This window comes from Photorhabdus sp. HUG-39 (genome assembly GCF_963878365.1).
Taxonomy (GTDB): domain Bacteria; phylum Pseudomonadota; class Gammaproteobacteria; order Enterobacterales; family Enterobacteriaceae; genus Photorhabdus; species Photorhabdus kayaii.
Genome location: NZ_CAWNWY010000011.1, coordinates 67212 through 91637, shown reverse-complemented (window position 1 = coordinate 91637; position 24426 = coordinate 67212). Strand labels below are relative to the sequence as shown.

The following is a 24426-nucleotide window of genomic DNA, read 5'->3' as shown; positions in this document are numbered from 1 at the left end:
TTGGGTAATCGCTACCCAAAACGGTATTAAATCAATGATTCCCAATCTAGCAAAAAGGCTGGCGAGACATGTACTACGATACACATTCGCAAGTCATTTTATGATGAATGGGGGTAACATGCTAAAAAACGAGTCTGAATCTACGTGTTTCTGAATTAACTGCTCTAAAAAACATCTGAGGTAGAGTAACGATAATGCGACTATTTTTGGTTCGGCATGGTCAAACAGAAGCGAATCTGAGCGGTGTTTTCTGTGGGATGACGGATGTGGCGTTGACTGAAACGGGGATAAATCAGGCTCGGCAAGTTGCTCGCTATCTATCGGCAGTGACATTTTCGCAAGCGATAAGCAGCGCGTTACGGCGGGCGCGTCATACTGCGAAGATTATTCTGGCCGGTCATTCGCTGTCAGCTACCATTGATACTCAACTCAATGAGATGCATTTTGGCGCATGGGAAATGCGTCACCACCGCGATTTGCAGCATGAAGACGCTGAAGCTTGGGCTGCCTGGTTAGCGGATTGGCAACAGTCATCCCCGACCGAAGGTGAAACCTTTCCGACATTTGCGGCTCGGATAGAAAATGTGGTTCAGCAACTGTTGACACCAGAAAGTCAGGATAATCTGTTGCTGGTTGCTCATCAGGGAGTATTGGGCTTGTTACTGGCGCGTCTGTTGGCTATGCCGCCTGCTGCTATGTGGCACTTTCATTTTGAACAAGGAACATACAGTGTCGTGGAAATCCAACATGGATTTACTACCTTGCGAACATTTAATAACCGGACTGACTGGCAGCTTGAGACACGGAAATAACATCATGCAAACACTTTCATCGATCATTAATGCGATTGTGCCGTTGGATAACGTTGCGATGGCGCGTACTGCTACTCGATTGAATGGGCTGGTTAAACCAACAGGTAGCTTCGGACGTCTGGAACATTTGGCGATTCAACTTGCCGGAATGCGGGGATTATCGGACCATCATATTGATCGTAAGCAGATTATCGTGATGGTTGCTGATCATGGGGTTTATGACGAAGGCGTGACCATATCGCCTAAGTCAGCGACGGCTATTCATGCGCAGAACATGATGAAAGGGATCACCGGAGTTTGCGTGCTGGCGGTGAATGCGGGCGCGGATATTAAAGTTGTGGATGTGGGCATTGACAGTGATCCTGTGCCGGGATTAGTGAATATGAAGATGGGGCGTGGCAGTGGCAACATTGCTCATGGACCGGCGATGAGCCGCCAGCAAGCCGAAGATTTGTTATTGGCAAGCGCACGTTTAACGCTGGAACAGGTTACAAATGGCGTGAAACTGTTTGGTGTGGGCGAATTGGGTATGGCGAATACCACACCGGCGGCGGCGGTAGTCAGCGTTCTTACGAACAATGATCCACAACTGATCGTAGGCGTTGGGGCTAACTTCCCTAGAGAACGCTTGCATCACAAAGTGGCGGTTGTGCAACAGGCGATTGAAATCAATCGGCCTGATGCCAGAGATAGCATTGATGTATTGGCAAAGGTTGGTGGTTATGATTTGGTGGGTATGGCGGGCGTAATGCTTGGCGCCGCCTCTACCGGATTGCCGGTGATTTTGGATGGATTCCCTTCTTACGCGGCGGCGCTGGCCGCTTGTCGAATTGCTCCTGATGTGCGTCATTACCTAATTCCTTCGCATTTATCGGCAGAGAAAGGCTCAATTATTGCGTTGCAACACCTGCAACTAGCGCCTTACCTGCATTTGGACATGCGCTTAGGGGAAGGTAGCGGCGCTGCGTTGGCTATGCATTTGGTGGATGCGGCTTGTGCTGTGTATAACAATATGGGACTACTCGCTGAAAGTAATATTGTGTTGCCGCGTTAATTATCAGGATAATTTGATAACCCATATTGATTGCTAGCAAATATGAAACTCCTCCGTTCTGTTGAGTGAAATCTCGTATACGATGAATTCGTATATCGTATTTCCTTTACTTCACTGATAAATTTCAATATTTAACTGTTCATGGAAAGTGTTAAGTTAAATTTTACAGGTAAAATTACCTGATTATACCCTATAGATTTCAAGATACATCGCGACGGCAAGGGAGCGAATCCCCGGGAGCATAGCTAACGATGTGACCGGGGTGAGTGAGTGCAGCCAACAAAGAGGCAACTTGAAAGATGACGGGTATATATATGCCAACAAATAACAGCTATAATAAGGAAGAAATAAAATGTCATCGAAAATTATATATATAAACCCTAATCAATCTTTTGAAATCTTTAAGCACGGAAATATAATATTTCCCAATAGCTATCCTGAGGCAATTATAAAAAACAATGGCCCGGCACCCATTAGGGTGATAAATTACTGGGCTCCTCCGATTGGCGATTATAATCAATATAACTATATTGATGTTTACCCCGGTGAGACGAAAACGCTTCTCGCACCTGTTAACGCTGTTTATTTCTATAAAATTATAGTCACCAATCTTAGTCCTATTTACAACACGGAAATTGAAGTGACATCGCAGTTTTGGAATTGGTAGTTGAACTTTCATGGAGCATATTTTAAGAGTTTCACTATTTACCAAACTAAGCAGGAGGCAGGTTTTAACCTGCCATCCTCTATTTTACTTGATACTGAATTTCGCTCTTTTTGATTTTTTTATTCTTGAATAATAACTTTAAGTATTTCAGGTAAATATATCTCGTAATATTTTCTTGTCAATGACTTTCATCATACGTAGTTGTTTTGGATTTCAAGGTTGATTTAAGTAGAATATTTACAGTAGTTGAATTCTATTCCTAACACAAAATGGTTAACAAAATTTTTATTGCCATGAGATTTATCACATTCTTCGAAAATAGAATCAATACTTATATTATATTTCTTCTCAAGATAATATATATTCATGTTTTTGAATGTTGACTAATTGATGGTTTTCTATGGCGAATATAATCTATACCCTATGGATTTCAAGATGCATCGCGGCGGCAAGGGAGCGAATCCCCGGGAGCATAGATAACTATGAGACCGGGGTGAGTGAGTGCAGCCAACAAAGAGGCAACTTGAAAGATGACGGGTATATTTGGAAATTAAGGGTGATAAGCAAGGTTTGATATCACAAGGATGTTCAACGGTTGATTCTATTGGTAATACATGTCAGCTTGGTCATGAAGACCATATATTTGTTTATGAATTGACTTCCAATATAACCAGAGGTCAACATGTTAACCATCAGCCGGTTGAGATAAGAAAGCCAATAGATAAATCTTCTCCTCTGCTGGGGTTGGCTATAACGAATAAAGAATCGCTGCAATGTATTTTTTATTTTTACAGAACATCAACTAAAGGTGGTTTAGAGCTCTATTATAAAATAAAACTCACTGGCGCATATATCTGTGCATTGAATGGCTTTTATCCAAATTCATCTACGCATAATGAATGCCAGCCACAAGAGAGTTTATCTTTGATGTATAAATCAATAACGTGGGAACATATTATGTCCGGCACCAGTGCATATAGCATATGGGAAGACAACGTTTACTGAGGATTTTATGAAAGGGATATCTCATCTTTCTTATGATTTAAATAATTACGCTTCGTCATTGAAGCGTAAAGCACACTTGGCTGCCAGCTTTTTTATAGAAGATAGCCAATTGCGAATGTCATATTTAAAAGAAGTTGATGACTTTGTTAATATAAAAACACGTGAATTTAAAAATACATTTGATGTAAATGAAAAAAAGAGATTGGTTTATGAAGTAAAAGATGAATATGAAATAACGGAAAAAGAATATCAGGCTTTAAGGCGTAAGGATTATACCAAATATATTGTAACCGATATATTTGAAGATCAGGGCGTAGTTAAATACGCAAAAATAGGCGGTGGGGTTGTTGCTGGTATTGTTCAGTCAGTTGCTGGCTTTGCAGTTTTTAATTCAGGTAAGTTGCGAAGATCTAAAACGGTCCAGTCAATGGGGGCTGTTTTGTTCGCTCATGGACTTAATAATGCTTATGAATCTGTTACTCCAATTCTTTATGAAAATCAAGATATAGGTTGGGTCAGAGAAGGCTATCAATATATTTCTCATGTTTTGGGTTATGATGATGATATAGCTGATATTGCTTATAGTTCAGTTGATTTAGTGGCGAGTGCATATGGAACATATGGAATGTTTAAACTTAAACCGGGAGCAGGGAAATTGTTCAGATATATTAATTCGGATTTTTCCAGAAAATGGCGGTTAACACCAAATCCTATTTTAACCATTCAAATATCTGGTAGTATATATAAAGTCAAACTTTTGATAGATGATATAAATAAACTTCATGACGATTGAAATTTATTTTTTATTTTAAAACGAATATAAAAGGCTGCTAATTTTAACCCTGTGATGGGATTACAGCTAACGGAAAGGCTATAATAAATTGAGAATGAGATAAAAAAGAGTAAGTAAATAAATGACATTAATGGAATACTATATTCCTTTTCACTGAAAAACATACCTGATATTATAAATAAACAAACTGAGGTTAACATTATTAATGGTGCAGCAACTTCTTCAGCTATAAATAGTAGATAATGACAAAAACAATCTGTTTTTCTTTGATATTTATCATAAATGTGCGGGTCATCTTTATGCAGGACAAGAAAGCTTCTCTTTATCTTAAGTAATTCTTTTAAGGTGAATCCACTATTTAATATTAATTTTCTTAAGTCGGTTAGGTTCATTTTTTTTGGCTCTATTTATTTGATTGTATGGTTATTTTTATCATATTTAATTTATTGTTTCAACGATTTAATTTGTGTTTTATTTTAAAATGAATATAGAAAATTAACAATTTTGAGCCTGTGATTAAATTACAGCTAACGGAGAGGCTATAGTAAATAAAAGCAGAAATGGCAAAGAATAAGTAAATAAATGACATCAATGAAATGCTATATGTTTTTTCGCTGAAAAACATGCCTGTTATTATAAATAAACTGGGGTTAAATATAGTAATGGTATGGCGATTTCTTCAGCTATAAATAACAGATAATGACAAAAACAATCTGTTTTGCTTTGATATTTATCATAAATATCAGGGTCGTCTTTGTGTAGAATAATAAAGCTTCTCTTTATCTTAAGTAATTCTTTTAAGGTGAATCCACTATTTAATATTAGCTTTCTTAAGTCAATTAGGTTCATTTCTTTAAACTCATTTTTCTAACTCTATAAATTGCTTACCGTAAAATACTTATTCTTTATAACTGTTTGAAGTTTTCTTTTATTTTGAGACGAATATAGAAAATAACTAATTTTATGCATGTGAAAAAATTATAACGATAGCGGTGATAAAAAGATTTATAGCATATGCATATTATTGTTAAAATGATATAAATGATCGATATTAATGATAAATAGGATATTGAATTTTCGTCATAGAGGAAAATCTCCATTATTATGCAACCTACATACATGAGAGCAAAAAATAATACGGGATCGCCGGCATCTTCAGCAAGCACTATTATAACGTTGTAAATATTATCGCTTTTTGTATAATACTTTATTACATATTTTCTTTCGTCATCGTCAAGATTTTTAAAGGTCCTTTGCAGCATAAGAAGCTCTTTAAATGTGAATCCACTACTGAGGGTTAATTTTCTTAATTTCTCCAGATCCATTTATTTAACCTAATAATATTTATTCGATATAATGACTTATTATAACATAACTATTGTTTTGTGATGCTTAATAAATGCTTTATTTAGGCATGTTTTTCGAAGGTTAGTTGTTCTTGCAAATTTTCCAGCTTGTATTAACAGCCGGAACGATAAATTATCACCAAAAAATGAGTAAATTTTTAATAAAATGATAGGAAATTTTTTCCTCTATAGGATTAAAAATTATGTTTTTATGTTATATGGTTTGACTTTTGTTTTGATTTTTTAATTAAATATAGGGCTTGAAAATATATTTTATATATCCGGTTTTTATTTTAAAACGAATATAGCATGTTGCTAATTTTAATCCTGTTATGAAATTACAGTTAACGGAGTGGCTGAAATAGAATAAAGCTGATGTTGTTATTGATAAGTAAACAAAAAACATCAATGGAATTCCATATGCTTTTCCACTGAAAAACATTCCGGATATTATAAATAAGTTAATTAGTGTTGAATATATCAATGGTATAGCGACTTCTTCACCTATAAGTAACAGATATTGACAAAAACAATCTGTTTTGCTTTGATATTTATCATAAATATCAGGATCGTCTTTGTGTAGAATAATAAAGTTTCTCTTTATCTTAAGCAATTCTTTTAAGGTAAATCAGCTATTTAATATTAATTTTCTTAAGTCAATTAAATCCATTTTTTAAACTCGTTTTCTAACTATATGAATTTTTTACCGTAACATGCTTAATTTCTTATATACCCGTCATCTTTCAAGTTGCCTCTTTGTTGGCTGCGTTCACTCACCCCGGTCACATAGTTATCTATGCTCCCGGGGATTCGCTCCCTTGCCGTCGCGATCCATCTTGAAATCCATTGGGTATAATAAATGCTTTATTTAAATCTGTTTTTCGAAAGTTTGTTGTACTTAGTAGTATGGCGCTGCCGTCGTAATAGAAATGAGAGAAAAAAGTGTTATCATAATAAATAAAGCGGAAAAAACATTATCTGATTTCGGTTATTATTTATTACATGATGAATGACAAATTATATATAATGAATTCGTTGACTGTATTTTTTTCACTGTGCTGACAAATTTCAACATTTAACTGTTCGTGGGAAGTGTTAAGTTAAATTTTACAGGTAAAACTACCTATTATATATATTACTAAACAACAGAAATAATAAGGAAAAAAATAATGTCATTGAAAAAAACTATCTCTATAGCTCCTCTTGGAACCGTTGAGATTTATAGTAATAGCGATATTGTAATGCCAAGTGTTGCCCCAACGGCAATTATAAAAAACAAGAGTATGGTACCAATTAGGGCTATCAATTACTGGGCTGGTTTGATTGGAGATTATCAGCAGTATAGTCATGTTGATGTTTATCCTGGCGAACTTAAAATATTCGTAGGACCAAAGAACCTTTTTTACCGCTATAAAATTGTAGTCTCCAATCTTAGCAATACCGAAAATGCAGAAATTGAATTTGTAATGGACCCTTTGTGGAACAAATATGGAATGCCATCAAAAAAGGTATATATGAACTCTAACGAGCCATTTGAATTTTATAGTAAGGGTAATGCAATACTCCCCACTGATTTCGCTGACGCAATTATAAAAAACAATAGCGTGGCATATATTAGGGCTGTAAATTTTTGGGCTGGTCCACTTGGGAATTATAATATGTATAGCTATGTTGATATTTCCCCCGGTAAGACTGAAATACTTGCATCACCTCCTAATATTATTAATTACTATAAAATTGTATTCACCAACATAAGTAACTATGTTCAAAATGTAGAACTTGAAGTTATATCGCATTTATTGTTGGGCTATGATGAATAAATCAGGGGGCAGGTTCTGGCCTGCCATCCTATTTTTTATCTTTATATTGATGATTTTCTTAACGAGGTAAAAGGGGTATATACCCTTCCATCAACGACTAAGAGCAATGCCGGAAGCTTGCTGTTCCAGCATGTTTTTAGCTAAATCGACAATAATTGCCGCGGCTTCGATTGGGGGCGTGCCGCCATGATGAATATTAGAGATACAAGTGCGGTCAGCTTCAACCGTTTTTTCTACAGTCGGTTGGTAAACGGCATAGCAGGAGAGACTTTCCGATTGCCCTAATCCGGGGCGTTCTCCAATCAGTAAAACAACCACTTTAGCTTTGAGTAACTCGCCAATTTGATCTTCGATTTTGACGCGACCATAGCGCACAAAAAACGGTGTGCCGATGCACATTCCTGTTTGTTCCAACCCTTTTAGCAGTGGTGGCACAAGATCTTCGTAGTTGGTGATAATGGCATCGGTAGACAGGCCATCGGAGATAACAACTTGTACATCGGGCGCTGTTTTACACTGTGTCAGTAAAGTTTCTACCGCATTCGCACTGAGTTTTCGCCCTAAATCCGGGCGAGTCAGATAGAGATTTTTGTCGCTGACTTGAGATTGCACTTCTAGCAATCCTTGTTTCTCTATCCATTCAACCGGGACCTCTTTTAACACCGTATCTTTAGAACGGGAGTGATCAGCCTGAAAACGCAGCAATGCCTGAGTACGTGGACGTGGACCGCTGCGGCCGGTACCGACTCTCGCCACCGTGCTGCGGCGTAATTCCTGTAATACTTCTATCCGGTTTGGGTTTTGGACACCGATCCACTGTTTGGCTTCCAAGGAGCCTAAATCCGGCGTACAGCTTTCCGTTTCGTTAGTGATTTCAGGGGATGCATGAGGTTTCAGGTTAGATACCCGCTCGCTTACATTCTCTTCAATTGGTTTTTGGTTCATGATGATTTATCTCAGCAAAGAATCAGAAAAAGAACGATGCATCGCCCGCCCGTGATGTTAAGCGGCCATTTGCCATCAGCCCCATCTGTTCCAGCCAGCGTTCAAACTCCGGTGACGGGCGTAGATTAAGCAGATGGCGGATAGTGGCGGTATCGTGGAAAGCAGATGTCTGGTAATTGAGCATAATGTCATCACCGAGCGGCATCCCCATGATGAAATTACATCCTGCGGTTGCCAGCAAGATCATCAGGTTTTCATTCTGGTTTTGATCAGAGTCTGCGTGGTTGGTATAGCAGCAGTCACATCCCATTGAAACGCCGCTGAGTTTTCCCATAAAGTGATCTTCTAATCCGGCACGGATAATCTGGCGATCATTGTAGAGGTATTCTGGCCCGATGAAACCGACAACAGTATTCACCAGAAATGGGTCATAGTGGCGTGCTAAACCGTAGTTTCGTGCCTCCATCGTCACTTGATCAGCGCCAAAGTGAGCACCGGCGGAGAGGGCGGAGCCTTGTCCGGTTTCAAGATAGAGACAGTTATCGCCAGCAAGACGGCAATATTCCGCGCCAATGGCACGTGCTTCATCTAACATAGCCAATTCTACGCCAAACTCTTTTAGCCCTTTTTCACTGCCGCAAATACTTTGGAAAATCAAACCACCCGGTGCGCCACGCTTAATGGCTTCTATCTGGGTCGTGACATGGGCTAAAACACAGCCCTGTGTTGGGATGGAGAATTTGTCGATTACCTCATAGAGGGTATCTAGTACGCGGGTGAGGTTTTCTACGTCGTCGGTCACCGGGTTGACGCCGATGACTGCATCACCAACGCCAAATGATAGCCCTTCGTAAATCTGGGCCAGAATGCTTTGTACATCGTCGCGGGTATCGTTAGGTTGTAGCCGGGCGCTGAACGTTCCCGGCGTCCCAATGGTGGTGTTGGCTTTTTTGATCACGGGCATTTTTTTCGCGCCATAGATCAGGTCCGCATTGGAGCTGATTTTTGCCACGGCGGCAACGACTTCGGCGCTGATTCCTTTACGCAGAAAGGCGATATCATCCACGCTGGTATCATCGCTTAGTATGTATTCACGCAATTCACCAATGCTCCAGTTTTTTATGCGGGCGTAGGCAATTTCATTAATGTCATCCTGAATAATGCGAGTCACGCAATCCTCTTCATAAGGAATGATCGGATTCATGCGAATATCCGTAATCGTCATTTCCGAGAGGATATGTTTAGCCGCTACGCGTTGTTGGGAACTTTCGGCAGCCACCCCGGCTAGCACATCCCCGGAACGCAATTCGTTAGCCATTGCCAGCACCTGTTTGACATCTTTAAACTGATAGGTCTTACCAAAAAGCTGAGTTTTCAATTTCATGTTTACGCTCTCTCAGGAAGGAAAAGCCAGTGATTTGATAGTGACGGGAACCACAGTGCCATTAAATAGTGGCGTGCCAATGTCGATATAATCCCCGGTGCGGGTGATAACTTCATCAATAACCGCCAGCGGCCGTTCTCCCATCAGAGGATGTAACAGCATGCCCAATGCCTTACCAAAGTCTTGACCTGCAACGATGAGCAGCGGGTGAGAAGAGGGATAGCGTCTGACAAAGTTCTGTAAAGCGGTAATGCATGTCTGCACGGCGGCATAATTCACCGGCAAGGCGTCGGGTAGGGCCAATGCATATAGATCTTGCTCGGCATTCAGATCCATTTGTGTGAGCGCATGTTGCCAGGCTTCTGCCAGTGATTCAGTGGCTTCTGTGTCAGGATGGACGACGGGAATATTGCGCAGTGGTAGTGATAGTGTATCGAGCCAGATAGTGCTGCCGGATAACGATAATGTATGAGCGCCGGCACCAATGACGGTAGCGCGTACGGTTTGTTTTGGCATTTGTAGCGGCAGTTTGGCGAAATCATTATCACGATGGATAGCTTGTGCCAGCAATGGTCCTAAATCGTGAAAACGGAATAGGTCATGATCCGATGTTTCACGATAACATTCTCCTACCCCGCCGGAGAGAGTGACGGCGTAGAGTTCATCACAGTTTGGCAGCGGCTCGGTCATCAGTAATTGTTGCGCTAGAGGTGTGAGTTGCCCGGTAACGACTTCCCACAACAATTGCGACATCCGCGTAGCAATTTGCTGTAATTGCGTGGCTGTCAGATGTTGAATATCTGTGTTTTCGCCAAACAGTGAATCAACGATGAGTGCTCCGGGCGGATGTGCTCGTAAAACGTTCCCCTGAAGATCGGTCTCCAATAAGCGGCCGCCGACATTTAAGCAAGCGGAGGCGATAAGTCGCCCGGCATCGAATAGCGCATAGTTGGCTGTACCGCCGCCGATGTCAATATTGAGCACTCTGGTCATTTTCTGCTGTGAAAGAGCTTGAGCGCCGGAGCCCAAACCGGCAATCACCGATTCCAAATGGGGTCCTGCTGTTGCGACAACAAAATCCCCTAATTTTTGTGCCAGCGTCATAATTGCAGGGCGTGCATTGCATGTTTTCGCGGTTTCACCGGTAATGATAACTGCACCGGAATCGACACTTTTCGGATCGATGTTTGCCGCCTGATATTGTGCTTGGATCAGACTGAACAGTTCGTCTTCACGTAATTGTCCGGCGAAGTCTACGGGGGTAAATAATACCGGGCTTTGCCAGATAATCTCGCGGCTAACAAACTCGTAGCGTGGCACTTGTGATACCGCTGCACGGTTCACCAGTGACAGACGCGAAAAGATCACTTGTGTGGTGGTGGTGCCGATGTCAATACCGACACTAAATAACTCCTTGGCTTCCATCGCTACGCCTCTTGTCTGCAATAAGGCGTATGTTGGCATTTTTTTTTATTAATCAGTATTAAATATCGGCAATTTGGTTGGAAAATCAACTGTAGTCACAAAAATATTAGGGGCCATAATAAAAATGGCGTATACCCGTCATCTTTCAAGTTGCCTCTTTGTTGGCTGCACTCACTCACCCCGGTCACATAGTTATCTATGCTCCCGGGGATTCGCTCCCTTGCCGCCGCGATCCATCTTGAAATCCATAGGGTATAGATACAAGATACAGGGCGAAGTTATTAAGAGAAACAGGCAGATAAGGCGCCAAGATGTCAGGACAGATGGTTATCATCAATACATTAACAAAAATGAAGAATTATTGATCTTACACCAGATCGCGTTGCTGGCTATCGGTTATATATCTTCCAACAGACTTTCGTTACGGGGTGAGAAAAATGATGAATAGCGGAAAAGTTTGGTTGGTCGGTGCCGGTCCCGGCGATGCGGCGCTAATTACTGTCAGAGGATTACATTGTATCCGTCAGGCGGAGGCGCTGGTGTATGATCGATTAGTCAGCCCGGAGCTGTTATCCGAAGCACCTGATGATTGCAAAATGATTAATGTCGGCAAAACGCCGAACTATCACCCAGTGCCGCAACGGCAAATTAATCAAATCTTGGTAGAGTGTGCGCAACAAGGGTTAAATGTCGTCCGGCTGAAAGGGGGAGATCCCTATGTGTTTGGCCGTGGTGGTGAAGAAGCGGAAGCTTTGGCACTGGCGAAAATCCCTTTTGAAGTGGTACCGGGCATCAGTTCATCCATTGGTGGTCTGGCTTGTGCCGGGATCCCGGTCACCCATCGTGATTATGCATCAGGTTTTCATGTTATTACCGGCCATCTGCGTCAGGGAAATGAATCACAGGATTGGGCGACGCTGGCAAAGCTGGAAGGTACGTTGGTGATCTTAATGGGAATGACTCAACTGGCGAGTATCTGTGAGCAATTGATCGCAGGCGGTAAAGCGCCGACAACGCCGGCGGCGGTTGTGATGTATGCTAGCCATCAGCAACAGCAGGTTGCCAGCGCAACCCTGTTAACTTTGGCTCAGCGGGTAGCCGCTCAGGGATTGACTGCACCAGCATTGATTGTGATTGGTGATGTGGTGCGTTTGCGAGAAACACTGGCTTTTAGCCGGGATCATCTATTGTTGTCTTCTGTTCCATCACTGATGGCACTCTGATTCTCTGCTTAACATTTGGGGATACTATTTGATGAGCGAACATGGCGGTAATGTGCTGGAAATGGCGCTGAAAATCGGTGTTACAGTCGAAGAAATGATTGATTTCAGCGCGAATATCAATCCGTTAGGAATGCCGGAATCCCTGAAAACGGCCATTATCGACCAATTGCAATGTGCCGAGTACTATCCTGATACAGAATATCGCCGGTTACATGCAGCGTTAGCGCAGGCTCATCATTGCACTGTCGAAAACCTGATGGCGGGTAATGGTGCGACTGAATTGATTTATGCTGTGGTGAATTATCTTAAGCCGCGCCGAGCCATGTTGTTGATACCGGGATTTGCTGAATATCGACGCGCCTTGCAGCGAGTGGCTTGCCAGATTGATGAGTATGTGATGAGTGAAGCTGATAGCTATCAACCTGATGAACGCTTGTTGATAGCATTAGAGCGCCATCGGCCTGACTGTTTGTTTCTTGCGACACCGAACAATCCGACGGGGTTGATGCCAGATGCTGTGCTATTGCAGGCGATATTTGAACGTTGCCGTCAGCATAATATTGCGTTGATTGTTGATGAGGCGTTTATCGATTTTCTCCCGGATATTGCTGGATTTATTCCTCAGATAGCGCATTTTCCTCGTCTTTATATTCTGCGTTCACTAACGAAATTTTTTGCTATTCCGGGGTTGCGCCTTGGTTATCTGGTCAGCAGTGATGTCACGGGGATTCGAGCAATGAAGCGCTGGCGGGAGCCGTGGACCATTAATGCTTTCGCGGCGTTGGCGGGTGAAATTGTTCTTAATGATAACGCTTACATTCAAGCAACACACCGCTGGTTAGCTGAGCAACAACGTTGGCTTTATCAGGCACTGGCTGCATCACCGGCATTGCGTGTTTGGCCTCCCGCGGCAAATTATATCTTCCTGCGTTGCCTGCGCCCAGAAATCGATCTTCAACAAGTATTGCTGAAACAGAGAATATTGATTCGCCATTGTGCTAATTATCCGGGCTTGAATGCAGCTCATTATCGGGTCGCCATTAAGGGCGAGCATGATAATCGCCGTCTGGTATCGGCGTTACGTCAGGTATTTGGTTATGGCTGAAGCGCGTTGTCCTGCATCGTGTGGTGAACTTATCCAAGGGTGGATTCTTGGTGGTGAGAAATTGATCTCTTGTCCGGTGAATTGGTTTAGCGAAGTGTCTGTTACAGATGGCGTGCCGGGAAAAGAGGAACGTCCCCGTATGCGCCAAGTGATGAAAACTGTTCTGGCGTATTTTGGTTTGTCGATAGAGATGGCGCGAGGTTTACGGATCGCTTTGACTTCTACGATCCCGATGGCAAAAGGGCTGGCAAGTAGTACCGCTGATATTGCCGCTACCGCGCTGGCGACGGCGCGTTATTTGGGGAAAACACTTGATGAAACGACACTGGCTAGCTTTTGCGTACAGCTTGAGCCTACGGATAGCACGTTATTCAGCCGGCTTACCTTGTTCGATCATCAAACAGGTACCACTCAAATTGCATGTGACTGGCAGCCATCTATAGACATTTTGTTATTGGAAAGCCCGGAAACCCTGATCACGGCTGATTATCACCGTTTAGATCGCCATCCGGTATTATTGGAAAATGCCGCAATGCTAGAGCATGCTTGGAAACTATTTTGTCAGGCTGTGACGACTCGGAATTACTGGCGGTTGGGAGAAGCTACGACGCTCAGTGCACTGGCCAGTCAAAAGTTGTTGGTAAAACCGGCGTTTGACAGTTTGTTGGAATTGGTAGAGCGGAGTGGGATCTACGGGCTGAATGTTGCTCATAGTGGCAGTGTCGTCGGGTTATTGTGTGATCGCCACCATCATGATGTTGAATACCTATGCTGGTGGCTGAAACAGAGGGGCATAATTCGTTTTTATCCTCGTCAGCACTTGCTGACCATGATACCGGGTGGTGTGCGTTAACTGTAGGAGGAGACTTATGTTGGATTATTTGCCGATGTTTTGTCAGATCCGGGATAAAACCTGTCTGCTGGTTGGAGGAGGTCAGGTAGCCGAGCGTAAAGCGCGTCTGTTATTAGATGCTGGCGCACATCTATTAGTTAACGCACGGGAATTTACCCCACAATTTAAGATATGGGGGGATAACGGCCAAGTGACACTCATTCGCAGTGAGTTTGAGCCTCACTGGCTTGAGCATAGTTGGCTGGTTATTGCTGCTACTAATGATGCGGCGGTGAATAGCTACGTGTGTGATTGTGCGACGGAGCGCCGCATTTTTTGTAATGTGGTGGATGAACCACAGCAAGCCAGTTTTATCACACCGTCAGTGATTGATCGTTCACCATTGGTGATAGCTATCTCCTCCGGGGGGAATGCGCCAGTATTGGTCAGATTATGGCGTGAAAAACTCGAACGGCTGCTACCGATGCATCTTGGCCGTCTGGCCGCTTACGGTGGAACACTTCGCCAGCGGGTAAAACGACATTTTCATCATTTGGCGGCACGTCGTCACTTTTGGGAGCGGTTTTTCACTGATGAGCGATTAATGCAATCGTTGGTCAGTCAAGATCGTCAACAAGTTGATCGGGTGGTAGAAACATTATTCTCTGAGTCATCTCAAGCGAATACAAACAAAACAAACAGTTGACTAATATATTGGAGCCGGACAAATGAGTGAGGAGCGATATAAACAGAGAAAACAGCGGCAAAAAGAGAGATTTATGGCACAAGTTGCAGCCGCTCAGGAAAACCGGGGGATTGTCATTATCTATACCGGTAATGGTAGAGGGAGAACCACCGCAGCAATGGGAACGGTTGCACGAGCGTTGGGTCATGGATTAAAGGCTGGCGTTATCCAATTTATTAGGGATGAATGGTCAGCCGGCGAGCGTACTTTGTTGCAGTCGCATGGGATAGAATTTCAATTAATATCAATGAACCTGACTGGAGAAATGCAAAATCGTACTCAGGATATTGCCGCTTGTACTGAGGTTTGGCAGCATGCGTTGCGCATGATGCGTGATCCTGAATTATCATTGGTAGTGCTTAGTGAATTGGCTTGCGCGATAAATAACGGTTATCTATTGCTCGACGAAATTATCAAGGCATTAAACGGACGGCCAATTAATCAGACGGTAATCATTACCGGACAAGATTACCCTGTTGAATTAATTGAATTGGCTGATACGGTGAGTGAAATGTGTCCGGTAAAATATGTTTTCACTTAATTATGCGTTTTCCGGTCATCACATTAGATGAAGAGTGATTCATGTTTTTATCTTGTTTAACCAATGCATTAATTTCTCTCATGGTGATATTTGATACTGTGCCAGATTGATGAAAACGCTCAGCCATTTTCTGCATTTTGATGAGTCGATTATTATTCATTACATGTTACCTCGATTAATAAATCAGATGATATACCCGTTATCTTTCAAGTTGCCTCTTTGTTGGCTGCACTCTCTCACCCCGGTCACATAGTTATCTATGCTCCCGGGGATTCGCTCCCTTGCCGCCGCGATGCATCTTGAAATCCATAGGGTATAAGTTGTCTTCAAGATTATTATTGATATTAACAAATTTTTTGGCTAATAGATTATAAACTTTCAACAGTTTATTGGGAATGTCTTGAGTTAGTGAATTGTTGTCCATGAAAGCTGCGAAATCATCAGTGGTAAAAATTTTCATTGAGAGTATTTATTATTAAAATTATAATTAGCCAAATGTGATTGTATTTTTTGGGTGTTAAAAGTATACTGGATAATTATTTTTCAAATAATTTAAGGTTAATAATAAAGTTTTCTCCTATGTTTACTTGGATTAAGTATATAAAAACCAATTAATATTGAGGTGATTAATTAATTGGTTATGATGAACTTTATTGAATATATATTCAATAAAGCTTGATAATACATTAAATAAATTCCATGCAATGTATTTCACCATCCAATAATTTTAATTTATTTACAAGTTGGGATTTATATCTAATATTGTCGGTGGAATAAATATAACGTTAATTTAGGTTTTGATATGTAAAAGAATTACAGGTTCACGCAATCCATATTCTGTTGCACATTTTATTAAGTTTCAAACAACGCATGATTATTTAATTTATAAATTAAGAGGTTTAATATGTCTATTGAAAATATCGATGTAGCTGAACAAACAACTGGCAAGGATTCAGTTGTACTTGGACATGCAGAAGCGCCAGCAGTACATTCTATCGCAATTGGTGCTTCACCCCGAAATTCTAAAACCATCAGTGAAGCGGCTATTGCGATTGGGCAAAACCAAATTGCGGGTAAACAAGGTGATGCGAAAGTCATTTGGCCTATTGCGATTGGTGCTGACTCTGTATCCAACGGCCTGGCTTCTATCGCTTTGGGACAAAAGGTGACGGCTAGTGCGGCTCAGTCCGTGGCGATTGGTCAACACTCCTCTGCAACAGAAAAAGGGAGCATTGCATTAGGCGCAGATTCTATTGCTAATAAACCGAATGTTGTTTCTGTAGGAAAAACCGGCCATGAACGTAAAATTATACATGTTGCGGCCGGTGAGATTTCAAATCACAGTAATGAGGCGGTTAATGGTCAGCAGTTATATGCTGAATCGGCAAGGATTGATATATTATTGGATGCAAAGAATCAGGAATTGGGAGAGAAGATTCAATCTCTGGAAAGTGATATAGCTAATCTTACTCTGTTGGTTCAGAATAGCGTGGATGATGTTGCATCATTGAAGAAACGGCTTCTCGATGCATTGAATTATTAATATCCGTTGGTTGTTGTTTCATATATTCTTGGCTATAAGGCTGAGAATATATGATGAATTATTTGGTGGTAGGATTATTATTTGATAATGATTTATGGGATATGTCTCAGTGAATAATGTAATAATTTTCCTGCTCGATTTAACATACTAACTTCATTTTCTTGGGTAAATATATGATTGGATTATTCTTGATGGAAAATACCAAGTGATAATAATTTAATTCCTGAATTAAGAGGTATATATGTCTACAGAAGATATGAATATAACTGATCAAAAAGTTGGTAAAGATTCCGTTGTTGTTGGGAATGCAGAAGCACCAGCAATATATGCTATAGCGATTGGTGCTTCACCACTAATTTCTAAATCAATTAGTGAGGGCGCTATTGCTATTGGGCAAAATCAACTGGCGGGTAGAGAAGAGAAAGAGAATGAGAATGATAAAGTCAAATGGCCCATTGCAATTGGCGCTGATTCTGTATCCAGTGGTTCAGCTTCTATTGCCCTAGGGCAAAAGGTTGTTGCTAGTGGGGCTCAGGCAGTAGCGATTAGTCAAAACTCCACGTCAACAGGAAGTTCGAGTGTTGCAGTGGGATCAGGCTCTATATCCAGTGGTTCAGCTTCTATTGCTCTGGGGAAAAAAGCGATTGCCAGGGGGAATCAGGCAGTCGCAATTAGTCAAAATTCCTCTGCAACAGGAAATGCTAGCGTTGCATTAGGAGACAGTTCTGTATCCAGCGGCTCGTCTTCTATTGCTCTGGGGCAAAAGGTTTCTGCCAGTGGGTCTCAAGCAATTGTGATTGGTCAAAACTCTTCTGTAACAGGAAGTAGGAGTATTGTATTAGGATCAGACTCTAAATCCAGCTCTTCGTCTTCTATTATCGTGGGGCAAAAGGTGAATATTAGTGCGTCTCAGGGAATTGCGATTGGGCAAAACGCCTCTGTAACAGCAAATGGGGGCATTGCATTAGGCGCAAATTCTGTTGCCAGCAAATCGAATGTTGTTTCTGTAGGAAGACCGGGTAATCAACGTAAGATTGTGAATGTTGCTGCCGGGGATATTTCCAAGAACAGTACGGAGGCAGTGAATGGTCAGCAATTATATGCTGAATTGGCAAGAATGAATACATTGGATATAAAAAATAAGCAACTGGAAATGGATATTAAAAAGCTGGAGAGTACTATAGATGATCTTACCCATTCTATTACTCATCTTACTCTGTTGTGCCAGAAAAATGCGGATGAAGTTGCTTTATTGAAGAAGTGAATTTTTAACGCATTGGATTATTAATAACAAATGGATTCGGTGAAACTAATAAGTGCATTTTCAGGAGGGAAGGTGAGTTGCTATTACCTTAACACCTTTCCTTTTCCAAAGGAAAATGCACTGAAGTCCATCAACCATTATCAAAATGTTGAAACGAAATCAGGAAATAAAAAATGGATTAGCCGGTTAATTTGGCTGGGGGTTAAGTCCTTCACATAAAAGCCAGCTTGGAAACTGGCCTTACACGCATCGGTTAAAAAGCAGACTTACAGAAAGCAAGGTGTTGACAAGTAGACAACAACATGATGAACACTTGATATGAAAGATGTAACAGATTTCATGATGAACTCTCTTTATTGATAAAATGTGATTTGTTTCACGAAAATCTAAATTGTGGCTGTGATTTTAATCAGAAAAACTTCAGAGTCAAGCAGTTTTTAAAAATTATTTTAAAGATTAAAATAATTTTGTATCGATGTTTTAGGTGGTAAAGTGAGCGAATCTTTATTTTCATTCACCTGTGTTATACGCTATAAACAATCTTGTATTTTGGGTTTCCTCCAAAGATTAGCGAGTACTTTGATCCAATAAAAGATTAGGCAAAAAGTAAAAAATGAGCTTATTGGCATGTTAAAAATATCTCTACGATATAATAAGTCATTCTTATTTCTTTAGTTAATTAATTCAATAAACATTATCAGAAAAAATCATAGGAATCTAGAAGGAGTATTTTTTAAATATTGCGTTATTTATTACTGCCAGTCATACAAAAATAGTTAACATTCTAATTGAGAATAAAATCCTATTGTTGTTTTTTTTGAACTAGACTTTGATTGATGTGGAGTTGTGATAAATCATTTTTACAATAATTTTATATATTAATCATAAAATAATGTTATTTAACTCAAGGAGGACATATGAGTCCCAAGAATGATTTTAAAGCTTTTTCTACTGGTAATGATGCCAATGTAGTGAGTCAGGAGGAATATGAAGAAAGTCAAAATTTACGGACTGGGTTTTTACCGGATAATATTTCCACTCATTTACTAAATAAGGTATTACGTCAATCGTCAACCATAGCATCTGTCATAGCGAATTTTGTCGCAATACAATCAGGCAATAATGTTCTGGATGACGGTGATGTAGCTAAACTTACCACACAATTAAATAGCGCTTTAGAACAAAAAATCACAATAGGAATTCCTCATGCTACATTAATGCAAAAAGGTATTATTCAACTTACCAATGCAGTTGGCGATAGTGATACATTAGCAGTGACACAAAAGCTGGTTCAGGAAATAGTCAACTCATTACTTGAAAAGATTAATAATAGAGTACCCAATAGTCGGAAAATCAATGGAAAGACGTTGGCTGAAGATCTTGATATTTCAGTAATTGATGTTGGCGCTAAAAGGCCGGGTGATATCTATTTTTCTGCACATTCGACATTAGATTTGGCTAAAGGGGAATATATTGCGAACGGAGATACTTATACGGTTGACTCAACTGTTGGTAGGGCATTGAATAAATTATCCGATGTATATAAGGCACATTGGGGAATCGAACAGGATAAAGATAAAATCAACCTGCCGAATCTATATTTTTATGGGCGCGGGGTATTCATGCGCGCCGGCATGAGACCTGGTGTGATACAGGAAGATGCGATTAGAAATATTACAGGCAGTCTGGGATGGTGGAATCAAGGGCTATTTTCTAATGCCAGAGGCGTATTTGAGGGGGTCAGTAATGATCTTAGAACAAGCGTCCAGACAGGAAGGTTTGATGGATATTCACATTATTCATATGCAACTTTTAATGCATCACAAGTAGTACCGACGGCAGATGAAAATCGCCCACTAAACGTCAGTATGATACCTATAATTTATTTGGGAGTATAAGGCAATGATAAATTATTATTTTGATAATACTAAACTACATCGACCATTTATTGGCGCGGTTGATGCTAATCCGGGTAGTGAACCTCCAGTGAATGCTTTACGAATACAACCATTATTTAAAGATGGATTTTGGCCGTGTGAAAAGTCAGGGCAATGGGAGCTCGTTGAAAATAAAAAAGGAATCATGATTTATGATATTGAATCAGGGCAATCACAGGAAAATAGAGAAGTCATTATTCCTGATGGTTTTATAGAACAGCCAAGGCCGTCGCAATATCATAGATGGAATGGAGAATGGTCAATTTCGAAAGATGATGAAGAAAGATGGAAAAATGATATTCAGCAAGTCGTCATTAACGACGCAGAAAATAAGAGACAACAACTTTTATTCACTGTAAATAAGAAGGTAACACCACTGCAAGATGCTGTTGATTTAGATATTGCTACAGAAGCTGAAAAAGATGCTTTATTAATATGGAAGAAATACAGAGTCATGCTGAACAGGATAGATATTTCACAGGCTCCCAATATCGAATGGCCGGAACAGCCAAAGTAACGAAAGTGGCCTGAATAAACAGGCCATTTATACTGTGGTTTTATTTGTTCTGAAGTTGAAATATAAAAATAAATAATGACGGATTGAAATAATTTATATATTGAATATGAATGACTTGAATATATTTACAGATGGAAGTTGTTGGGGTTTTTTCTTGCCGATAATGATATAAAAATAATTATTCTTCTAAGTTAGAAGAACATTTTATTATTATTTTTATGAATTAAACTATGGCTGCTTTAAATTATTAATGATTACTTTAATAATAATTCAATATGTTGATTATATACCCAATGGATTTCAAGATGGATTGCGACGGCAAGGGAGCGAATCCCCGGGAGCATAGATAACTATGAGACCGGGGTGAGTGAGCGCAGCCAACAAAGAGGCAACTTGAAAGATAACGGGTATAGATGATGCTATTTAATCTAAGGGGTGTATATGAGTACTAAGAATAATTTTAAGGCTTTTTCTATTAGTAATAATGCTAATGTAGTGAGTCAAGAGAAATATGAGAAAGATCAGAGTTTGCAGGCTGGGTTTCCACCAGATAATATTACTAGTAATTTGCTAAATAAAGTATTACGTCAATCGTCAACAATCGCATCTGTCGTGGCTAATTTTATTGCGACACAATCTGGCGGTGATGTTCTGGATGATGGCGATATAGCGAAACTTACCGAGCAATTAAGTAAGGCTTTAAAACAAAAAATCACAACAGAAGTTCCAAATGCCTCATTAACACAAAAAGGCATTGTTCAGCTTACTAATGTGCTGGGCGATAGTGACACATTAGCTGTTACGCAAAAGCTTGCTCAGGAAATAGTAAATTCATTGTGTGAAAATATTAATGCTAAGGTATCTAATACCCGAAAAATTAATGGGAAATCATTGTCTGAGGATATCACTATTACTTCTCAGGATATTTTAGGTGGGCAGGCGATTAGTTTAGGTGATAAGGCGGATTTAAATAGCTATAAAACACCGGGAATTTATCATCAAGAGTATGATGCTCATGCCAAAAATGGCCTTAATTATCCTGAATTTCTCGCCGGTGCCATTGTTGTATTGAAATCGGCAGGGACTGTTCAACGTTATTTTGTCTATAATAGTAGTCGAGTATATACACGTAGTCAGTTTCATGATAATCCGTGGACACCTTGGACTAGAGAATATAATACGCTGAATAAACCTACGGCTGATGAGATTGGCGCATATACAAAAATAGAATCTGATTCTCGATATATTGCGGGAATTCGCAGGGTGAATGGAAAATCTTTAGCTACGGATGTCACTATTACTTCTCAGGATATTTTGAATGGGCAGGCAATTAGTTTAGGTGATAATGTAAATTTAGATCACTGTAAAACACCAGGAATTTATTATCAGGATTATAATGCTCATGCTAAAAATGGCGTCAATTACCCTGAACCGCTTTCTGGTTCGCTTATTGTGTTGAAAGCGGCAGGCGTTATTCAACGTTATTTTGTTTATAATAGCAGTCGAGTATATACGCGTAGCCAATTTCACGATAACCCGTGGACACCTTGGGCACAAGAATATAACTCGTTGAATAAACCTTCTGACAGGGTTATTAGCGGGTATACAAAAGCAGAAGTAGATAACCTAGTTAATGCTAAAGGAAATAAAAATACAGCTTTGAAATCAGTGAATGGTTGGTGGAAATGTGGGGATACCGGGGTGATTTATCAGTGGGGGATTGTGAATTGGGCAGCACATGATACACCAGTTAATTTTCCTATTCAGTTTCCTAATGCTTGTGTAAATGTTTCGTTGACATTAGGTGATAAATCTAACCTAGAATCATCATATAATGTTGTTGCAAGACATTTGTCTGTAACAGGATTTAGTTATTGGGCATACGAGACTGAAAGCTCTGCATTTTGGTTTGCAATAGGATATTGATATGTAATTTGTAATGCAAAAATAGATGTTTTTATTTTTGAATTTCCTCTTAAAATAATATTATTCAATTTGAGGATTGTATATGAGTGCCAAAAATGATTTTAAGGCTTTTTCTATTAGTGATAATGCTAATGTAGTGAGTCAAGTAAAGTATGAAGAAAACCAGAGCTTACAGATTGGATTTCCGCCAGATAATATTCCTGTTAATCTGTTAAATAAGGTATTACGTCAATCGTCAACAATATCATCTGTGGTAGCTAATTTTATTGCGACACAATCTGGCAATGATATTTTGGATGATGGTAATATAGCTAAACTTACCGATCAACTAGATAGGGCCTTAGAGCAAAAAATTGCAGCAGAAGTTCCAAATGCCTCATTAACACGAAAAGGTATTGTTCAGCTTACCGATGTAGTGGGTAATAGTGATACATTAGCGGTTACGCAAAAGTTGGTTCAGGAAATAATAAATTCGTTACATGAAAGTATTAATACCAGAATACCAAATACCCGAAAAGTTAATGGGAAAGTATTAACTGAGGATATTAATATTACTTCTCAGGATATTCTTGCTGGACAGGCGCATAGTTTAGGTGACAATGCCAATTTGGATAATTATAAAATACCGGGGATTTATCACCAAGAATATAATGCTCATGCCAAAAATGGTAATAATTACCCTGAGTTGTTCGCTGGTTCGCTGGTTGTATTGAAAGCAGCCGGGGTTATTCAACGTTATTTTGTCTATAACAGCAGTCGGGTATATACACGTAGTCAATTTCATGAAAGCCCGTGGACGCCTTGGGCTAGAGAATATAACACACTGAATAGACCTACTGCTGGAGAAGTTGGAGTATATGCAAAAGCAGAGTCTGATGCTCGATATATCACAGGACTCCGCAAAATTAATGGAAAAGCTTTGGCTGCGGATATCAATATTACTTCTCAAGATATCTTCGCCGGGCAGTCGATTAATTTAGGTGATAACGCGGATTTAAATAGTTATAAAATACCCGGGATTTATTATCAAGAGTATAATGCTCATGCCAAAAATGGCGCGAATTACCCTGAGCCATTTGCGGGTTCGCTTATTGTGTTGAAAGCGGCAGGCGTTATTCAACGTTATTTTGTTTATAACAGCAGTCGAGTATATACGCGTAGCCAATTTCACGATAATCCGTGGACACCTTGGGCACAAGAATATAACTCGTTGAATAAACCTTCTGACAAGGCTGTTGGGAAGAATAGGGAAGCAGGATCTGATAGTATTCATGCTGCAACCAAAGAGGAGTTAATACAGCAAGCAGAATATGATAAGTCTCAGTTATTGACTAAAGTTAATAATCTTGTCGCGCCACTACAAGACGCTGTTGATTTAGGTATTGCTTCCGAAGCAGAAAAAGCAGTTCTACTGGAATGGAAGAAATATAGAGTAATGTTGAGCAAAGTTGATATTTCACTGGCTCCTGATGTTGAATGGCCGGATCAGCCGAAATAATGAAAAATGGTCTGAATAAACAGATTATATAGGATTGTGGCATG

At 40.1% G+C, this 24426-nt stretch carries 23 protein-coding genes and 1 pseudogene; 18 read left to right on the top strand and 6 right to left on the bottom strand.

Annotated features, from left to right (window positions below):
* Positions 1–194: 194 nt before the first annotated feature.
* The 6 genes from AAC155_RS09680 to AAC155_RS09655 all read left to right on the top strand — a co-directional run bounded on the left by AAC155_RS09680 (position 195) and on the right by AAC155_RS09655 (position 4331).
* Positions 195–812, top strand: a complete 618-nt coding sequence (locus AAC155_RS09680; RefSeq protein WP_113041955.1) for an adenosylcobalamin/alpha-ribazole phosphatase — start codon at positions 195–197, stop codon at positions 810–812.
* A 4-nt stretch (positions 813–816) separates the two neighbouring features.
* On the top strand, positions 817–1866 hold the full coding sequence (gene cobT / locus AAC155_RS09675; RefSeq protein ID WP_113041954.1) for a nicotinate-nucleotide--dimethylbenzimidazole phosphoribosyltransferase: 1050 nt from the start codon (positions 817–819) through the stop codon (positions 1864–1866).
* Between the two features lie 352 nt (positions 1867–2218).
* Entirely contained in the window at positions 2219–2533 is a 315-nt protein-coding gene (locus AAC155_RS09670; protein WP_113041953.1) for a hypothetical protein, read from the top strand.
* A gap of 400 nt (positions 2534–2933) precedes the next feature.
* Positions 2934–3107 carry a hypothetical protein gene (locus AAC155_RS09665; protein WP_158536534.1) on the top strand — a complete coding sequence of 58 codons (174 nt, stop codon included), beginning with the start codon at positions 2934–2936 and terminating at the stop codon, positions 3105–3107.
* Complete coding sequence (locus tag AAC155_RS09660) at positions 3077–3538, top strand: Hcp family type VI secretion system effector (RefSeq protein WP_113041952.1); 462 nt, start codon at positions 3077–3079, stop codon at positions 3536–3538. Before AAC155_RS09665 ends, AAC155_RS09660 begins: the two co-directional genes overlap by 31 nt.
* 7 nt (positions 3539–3545) lie before the next feature.
* Positions 3546–4331 carry a DUF4225 domain-containing protein gene (locus AAC155_RS09655; protein ID WP_113041951.1) on the top strand — a complete coding sequence of 262 codons (786 nt, stop codon included), beginning with the start codon at positions 3546–3548 and terminating at the stop codon, positions 4329–4331.
* Here the strand turns inward: AAC155_RS09655 and AAC155_RS09650 are convergent.
* Positions 4319–4723 (bottom strand): hypothetical protein, encoded by a 405-nt coding sequence (locus AAC155_RS09650; RefSeq protein ID WP_113041950.1) that lies wholly within the window; start codon positions 4721–4723, stop codon positions 4319–4321. The two genes, AAC155_RS09655 and AAC155_RS09650, sit on opposite strands and share 13 nt — an antisense overlap.
* Positions 4724–6846: 2123 nt before the next feature.
* Here AAC155_RS09650 and AAC155_RS09640 point away from each other — a divergent pair.
* Complete coding sequence (locus tag AAC155_RS09640) at positions 6847–7497, top strand: hypothetical protein (protein WP_113041948.1); 651 nt, start codon at positions 6847–6849, stop codon at positions 7495–7497.
* Positions 7498–7587: 90 nt separating this feature from the next.
* Here AAC155_RS09640 and eutC read toward each other — a convergent pair whose 3' ends face one another.
* From eutC to eutA, 3 genes are read right to left on the bottom strand one after another with little or no spacing between them, the layout of a single operon-like run.
* Entirely contained in the window at positions 7588–8442 is an 855-nt protein-coding gene (gene eutC, locus AAC155_RS09635) for an ethanolamine ammonia-lyase subunit EutC (protein WP_113041947.1), read from the bottom strand.
* Positions 8443–8464: 22 nt separating this feature from the next.
* Complete coding sequence (locus AAC155_RS09630; protein WP_113041946.1) at positions 8465–9826, bottom strand: ethanolamine ammonia-lyase subunit EutB; 1362 nt, start codon at positions 9824–9826, stop codon at positions 8465–8467.
* Positions 9827–9838: 12 nt separating this feature from the next.
* On the bottom strand, positions 9839–11251 hold the full coding sequence (eutA, locus tag AAC155_RS09625) for an ethanolamine ammonia-lyase reactivating factor EutA (protein ID WP_113041945.1): 1413 nt from the start codon (positions 11249–11251) through the stop codon (positions 9839–9841).
* 440 nt (positions 11252–11691) lie between these two features.
* On the opposite strand from eutA, the gene cobA reads away from it, so the two are divergent.
* The 5 genes and pseudogenes from cobA to cobO all read left to right on the top strand — a co-directional run bounded on the left by cobA (position 11692) and on the right by cobO (position 15697).
* A complete protein-coding gene (gene cobA / locus AAC155_RS09620; RefSeq protein ID WP_112878671.1) occupies positions 11692–12474 on the top strand; it encodes a uroporphyrinogen-III C-methyltransferase in 783 nt (260 codons plus the stop codon).
* 31 nt (positions 12475–12505) lie between these two features.
* The gene (cobD, locus tag AAC155_RS09615; protein ID WP_113041944.1) at positions 12506–13579 is read left to right on the top strand and encodes a threonine-phosphate decarboxylase CobD; all 1074 of its coding nucleotides are present in this window, start codon (positions 12506–12508) and stop codon (positions 13577–13579) included.
* The gene (locus tag AAC155_RS09610) at positions 13572–14432 is read left to right on the top strand and encodes a GHMP family kinase ATP-binding protein (protein ID WP_146748078.1); all 861 of its coding nucleotides are present in this window, start codon (positions 13572–13574) and stop codon (positions 14430–14432) included. The genes cobD and AAC155_RS09610 overlap by 8 nt, the downstream gene beginning before the upstream one ends.
* A 19-nt stretch (positions 14433–14451) precedes the next feature.
* A pseudogene (locus AAC155_RS09605) lies at positions 14452–15081 on the top strand (NAD(P)-dependent oxidoreductase); the annotation flags it as partial.
* A 58-nt stretch (positions 15082–15139) separates the two neighbouring features.
* Complete coding sequence (gene cobO, locus AAC155_RS09600) at positions 15140–15697, top strand: cob(I)yrinic acid a,c-diamide adenosyltransferase (protein WP_113041941.1); 558 nt, start codon at positions 15140–15142, stop codon at positions 15695–15697.
* Here cobO and AAC155_RS09595 read toward each other — a convergent pair.
* Together AAC155_RS09595 and AAC155_RS09590 are read right to left on the bottom strand one after the other, a co-directional pair.
* Positions 15690–15857, bottom strand: coding sequence for a hypothetical protein (locus tag AAC155_RS09595; RefSeq protein ID WP_158536533.1), 168 nt, complete (start codon positions 15855–15857; stop codon positions 15690–15692). The two genes, cobO and AAC155_RS09595, sit on opposite strands and share 8 nt — an antisense overlap.
* A 23-nt stretch (positions 15858–15880) precedes the next feature.
* On the bottom strand, positions 15881–16027 hold the full coding sequence (locus tag AAC155_RS09590) for a hypothetical protein (protein ID WP_158536532.1): 147 nt from the start codon (positions 16025–16027) through the stop codon (positions 15881–15883).
* A gap of 574 nt (positions 16028–16601) precedes the next feature.
* Here AAC155_RS09590 and AAC155_RS09585 point away from each other — a divergent pair.
* The 6 genes from AAC155_RS09585 to AAC155_RS09560 all read left to right on the top strand — a co-directional run bounded on the left by AAC155_RS09585 (position 16602) and on the right by AAC155_RS09560 (position 24382).
* Positions 16602–17240, top strand: coding sequence for a hypothetical protein (locus AAC155_RS09585; RefSeq protein WP_113041940.1), 639 nt, complete (start codon positions 16602–16604; stop codon positions 17238–17240).
* A gap of 241 nt (positions 17241–17481) precedes the next feature.
* Positions 17482–18504: a hypothetical protein gene (locus AAC155_RS09580; protein WP_229015603.1), complete on the top strand. Its 1023-nt coding sequence runs from the start codon at positions 17482–17484 to the stop codon at positions 18502–18504.
* 917 nt (positions 18505–19421) lie between these two features.
* A complete protein-coding gene (locus tag AAC155_RS09575; protein WP_113041939.1) occupies positions 19422–20402 on the top strand; it encodes a tail fiber protein in 981 nt (326 codons plus the stop codon).
* Positions 20403–20406: 4 nt separating this feature from the next.
* On the top strand, positions 20407–20958 hold the full coding sequence (locus AAC155_RS09570; protein ID WP_113041938.1) for a tail fiber assembly protein: 552 nt from the start codon (positions 20407–20409) through the stop codon (positions 20956–20958).
* A gap of 441 nt (positions 20959–21399) precedes the next feature.
* Positions 21400–22884 (top strand): pyocin knob domain-containing protein, encoded by a 1485-nt coding sequence (locus AAC155_RS09565; protein ID WP_113041937.1) that lies wholly within the window; start codon positions 21400–21402, stop codon positions 22882–22884.
* Between the two features lie 82 nt (positions 22885–22966).
* Entirely contained in the window at positions 22967–24382 is a 1416-nt protein-coding gene (locus AAC155_RS09560; RefSeq protein ID WP_113041936.1) for a tail fiber assembly protein, read from the top strand.
* Positions 24383–24426: the final 44 nt, after the last annotated feature.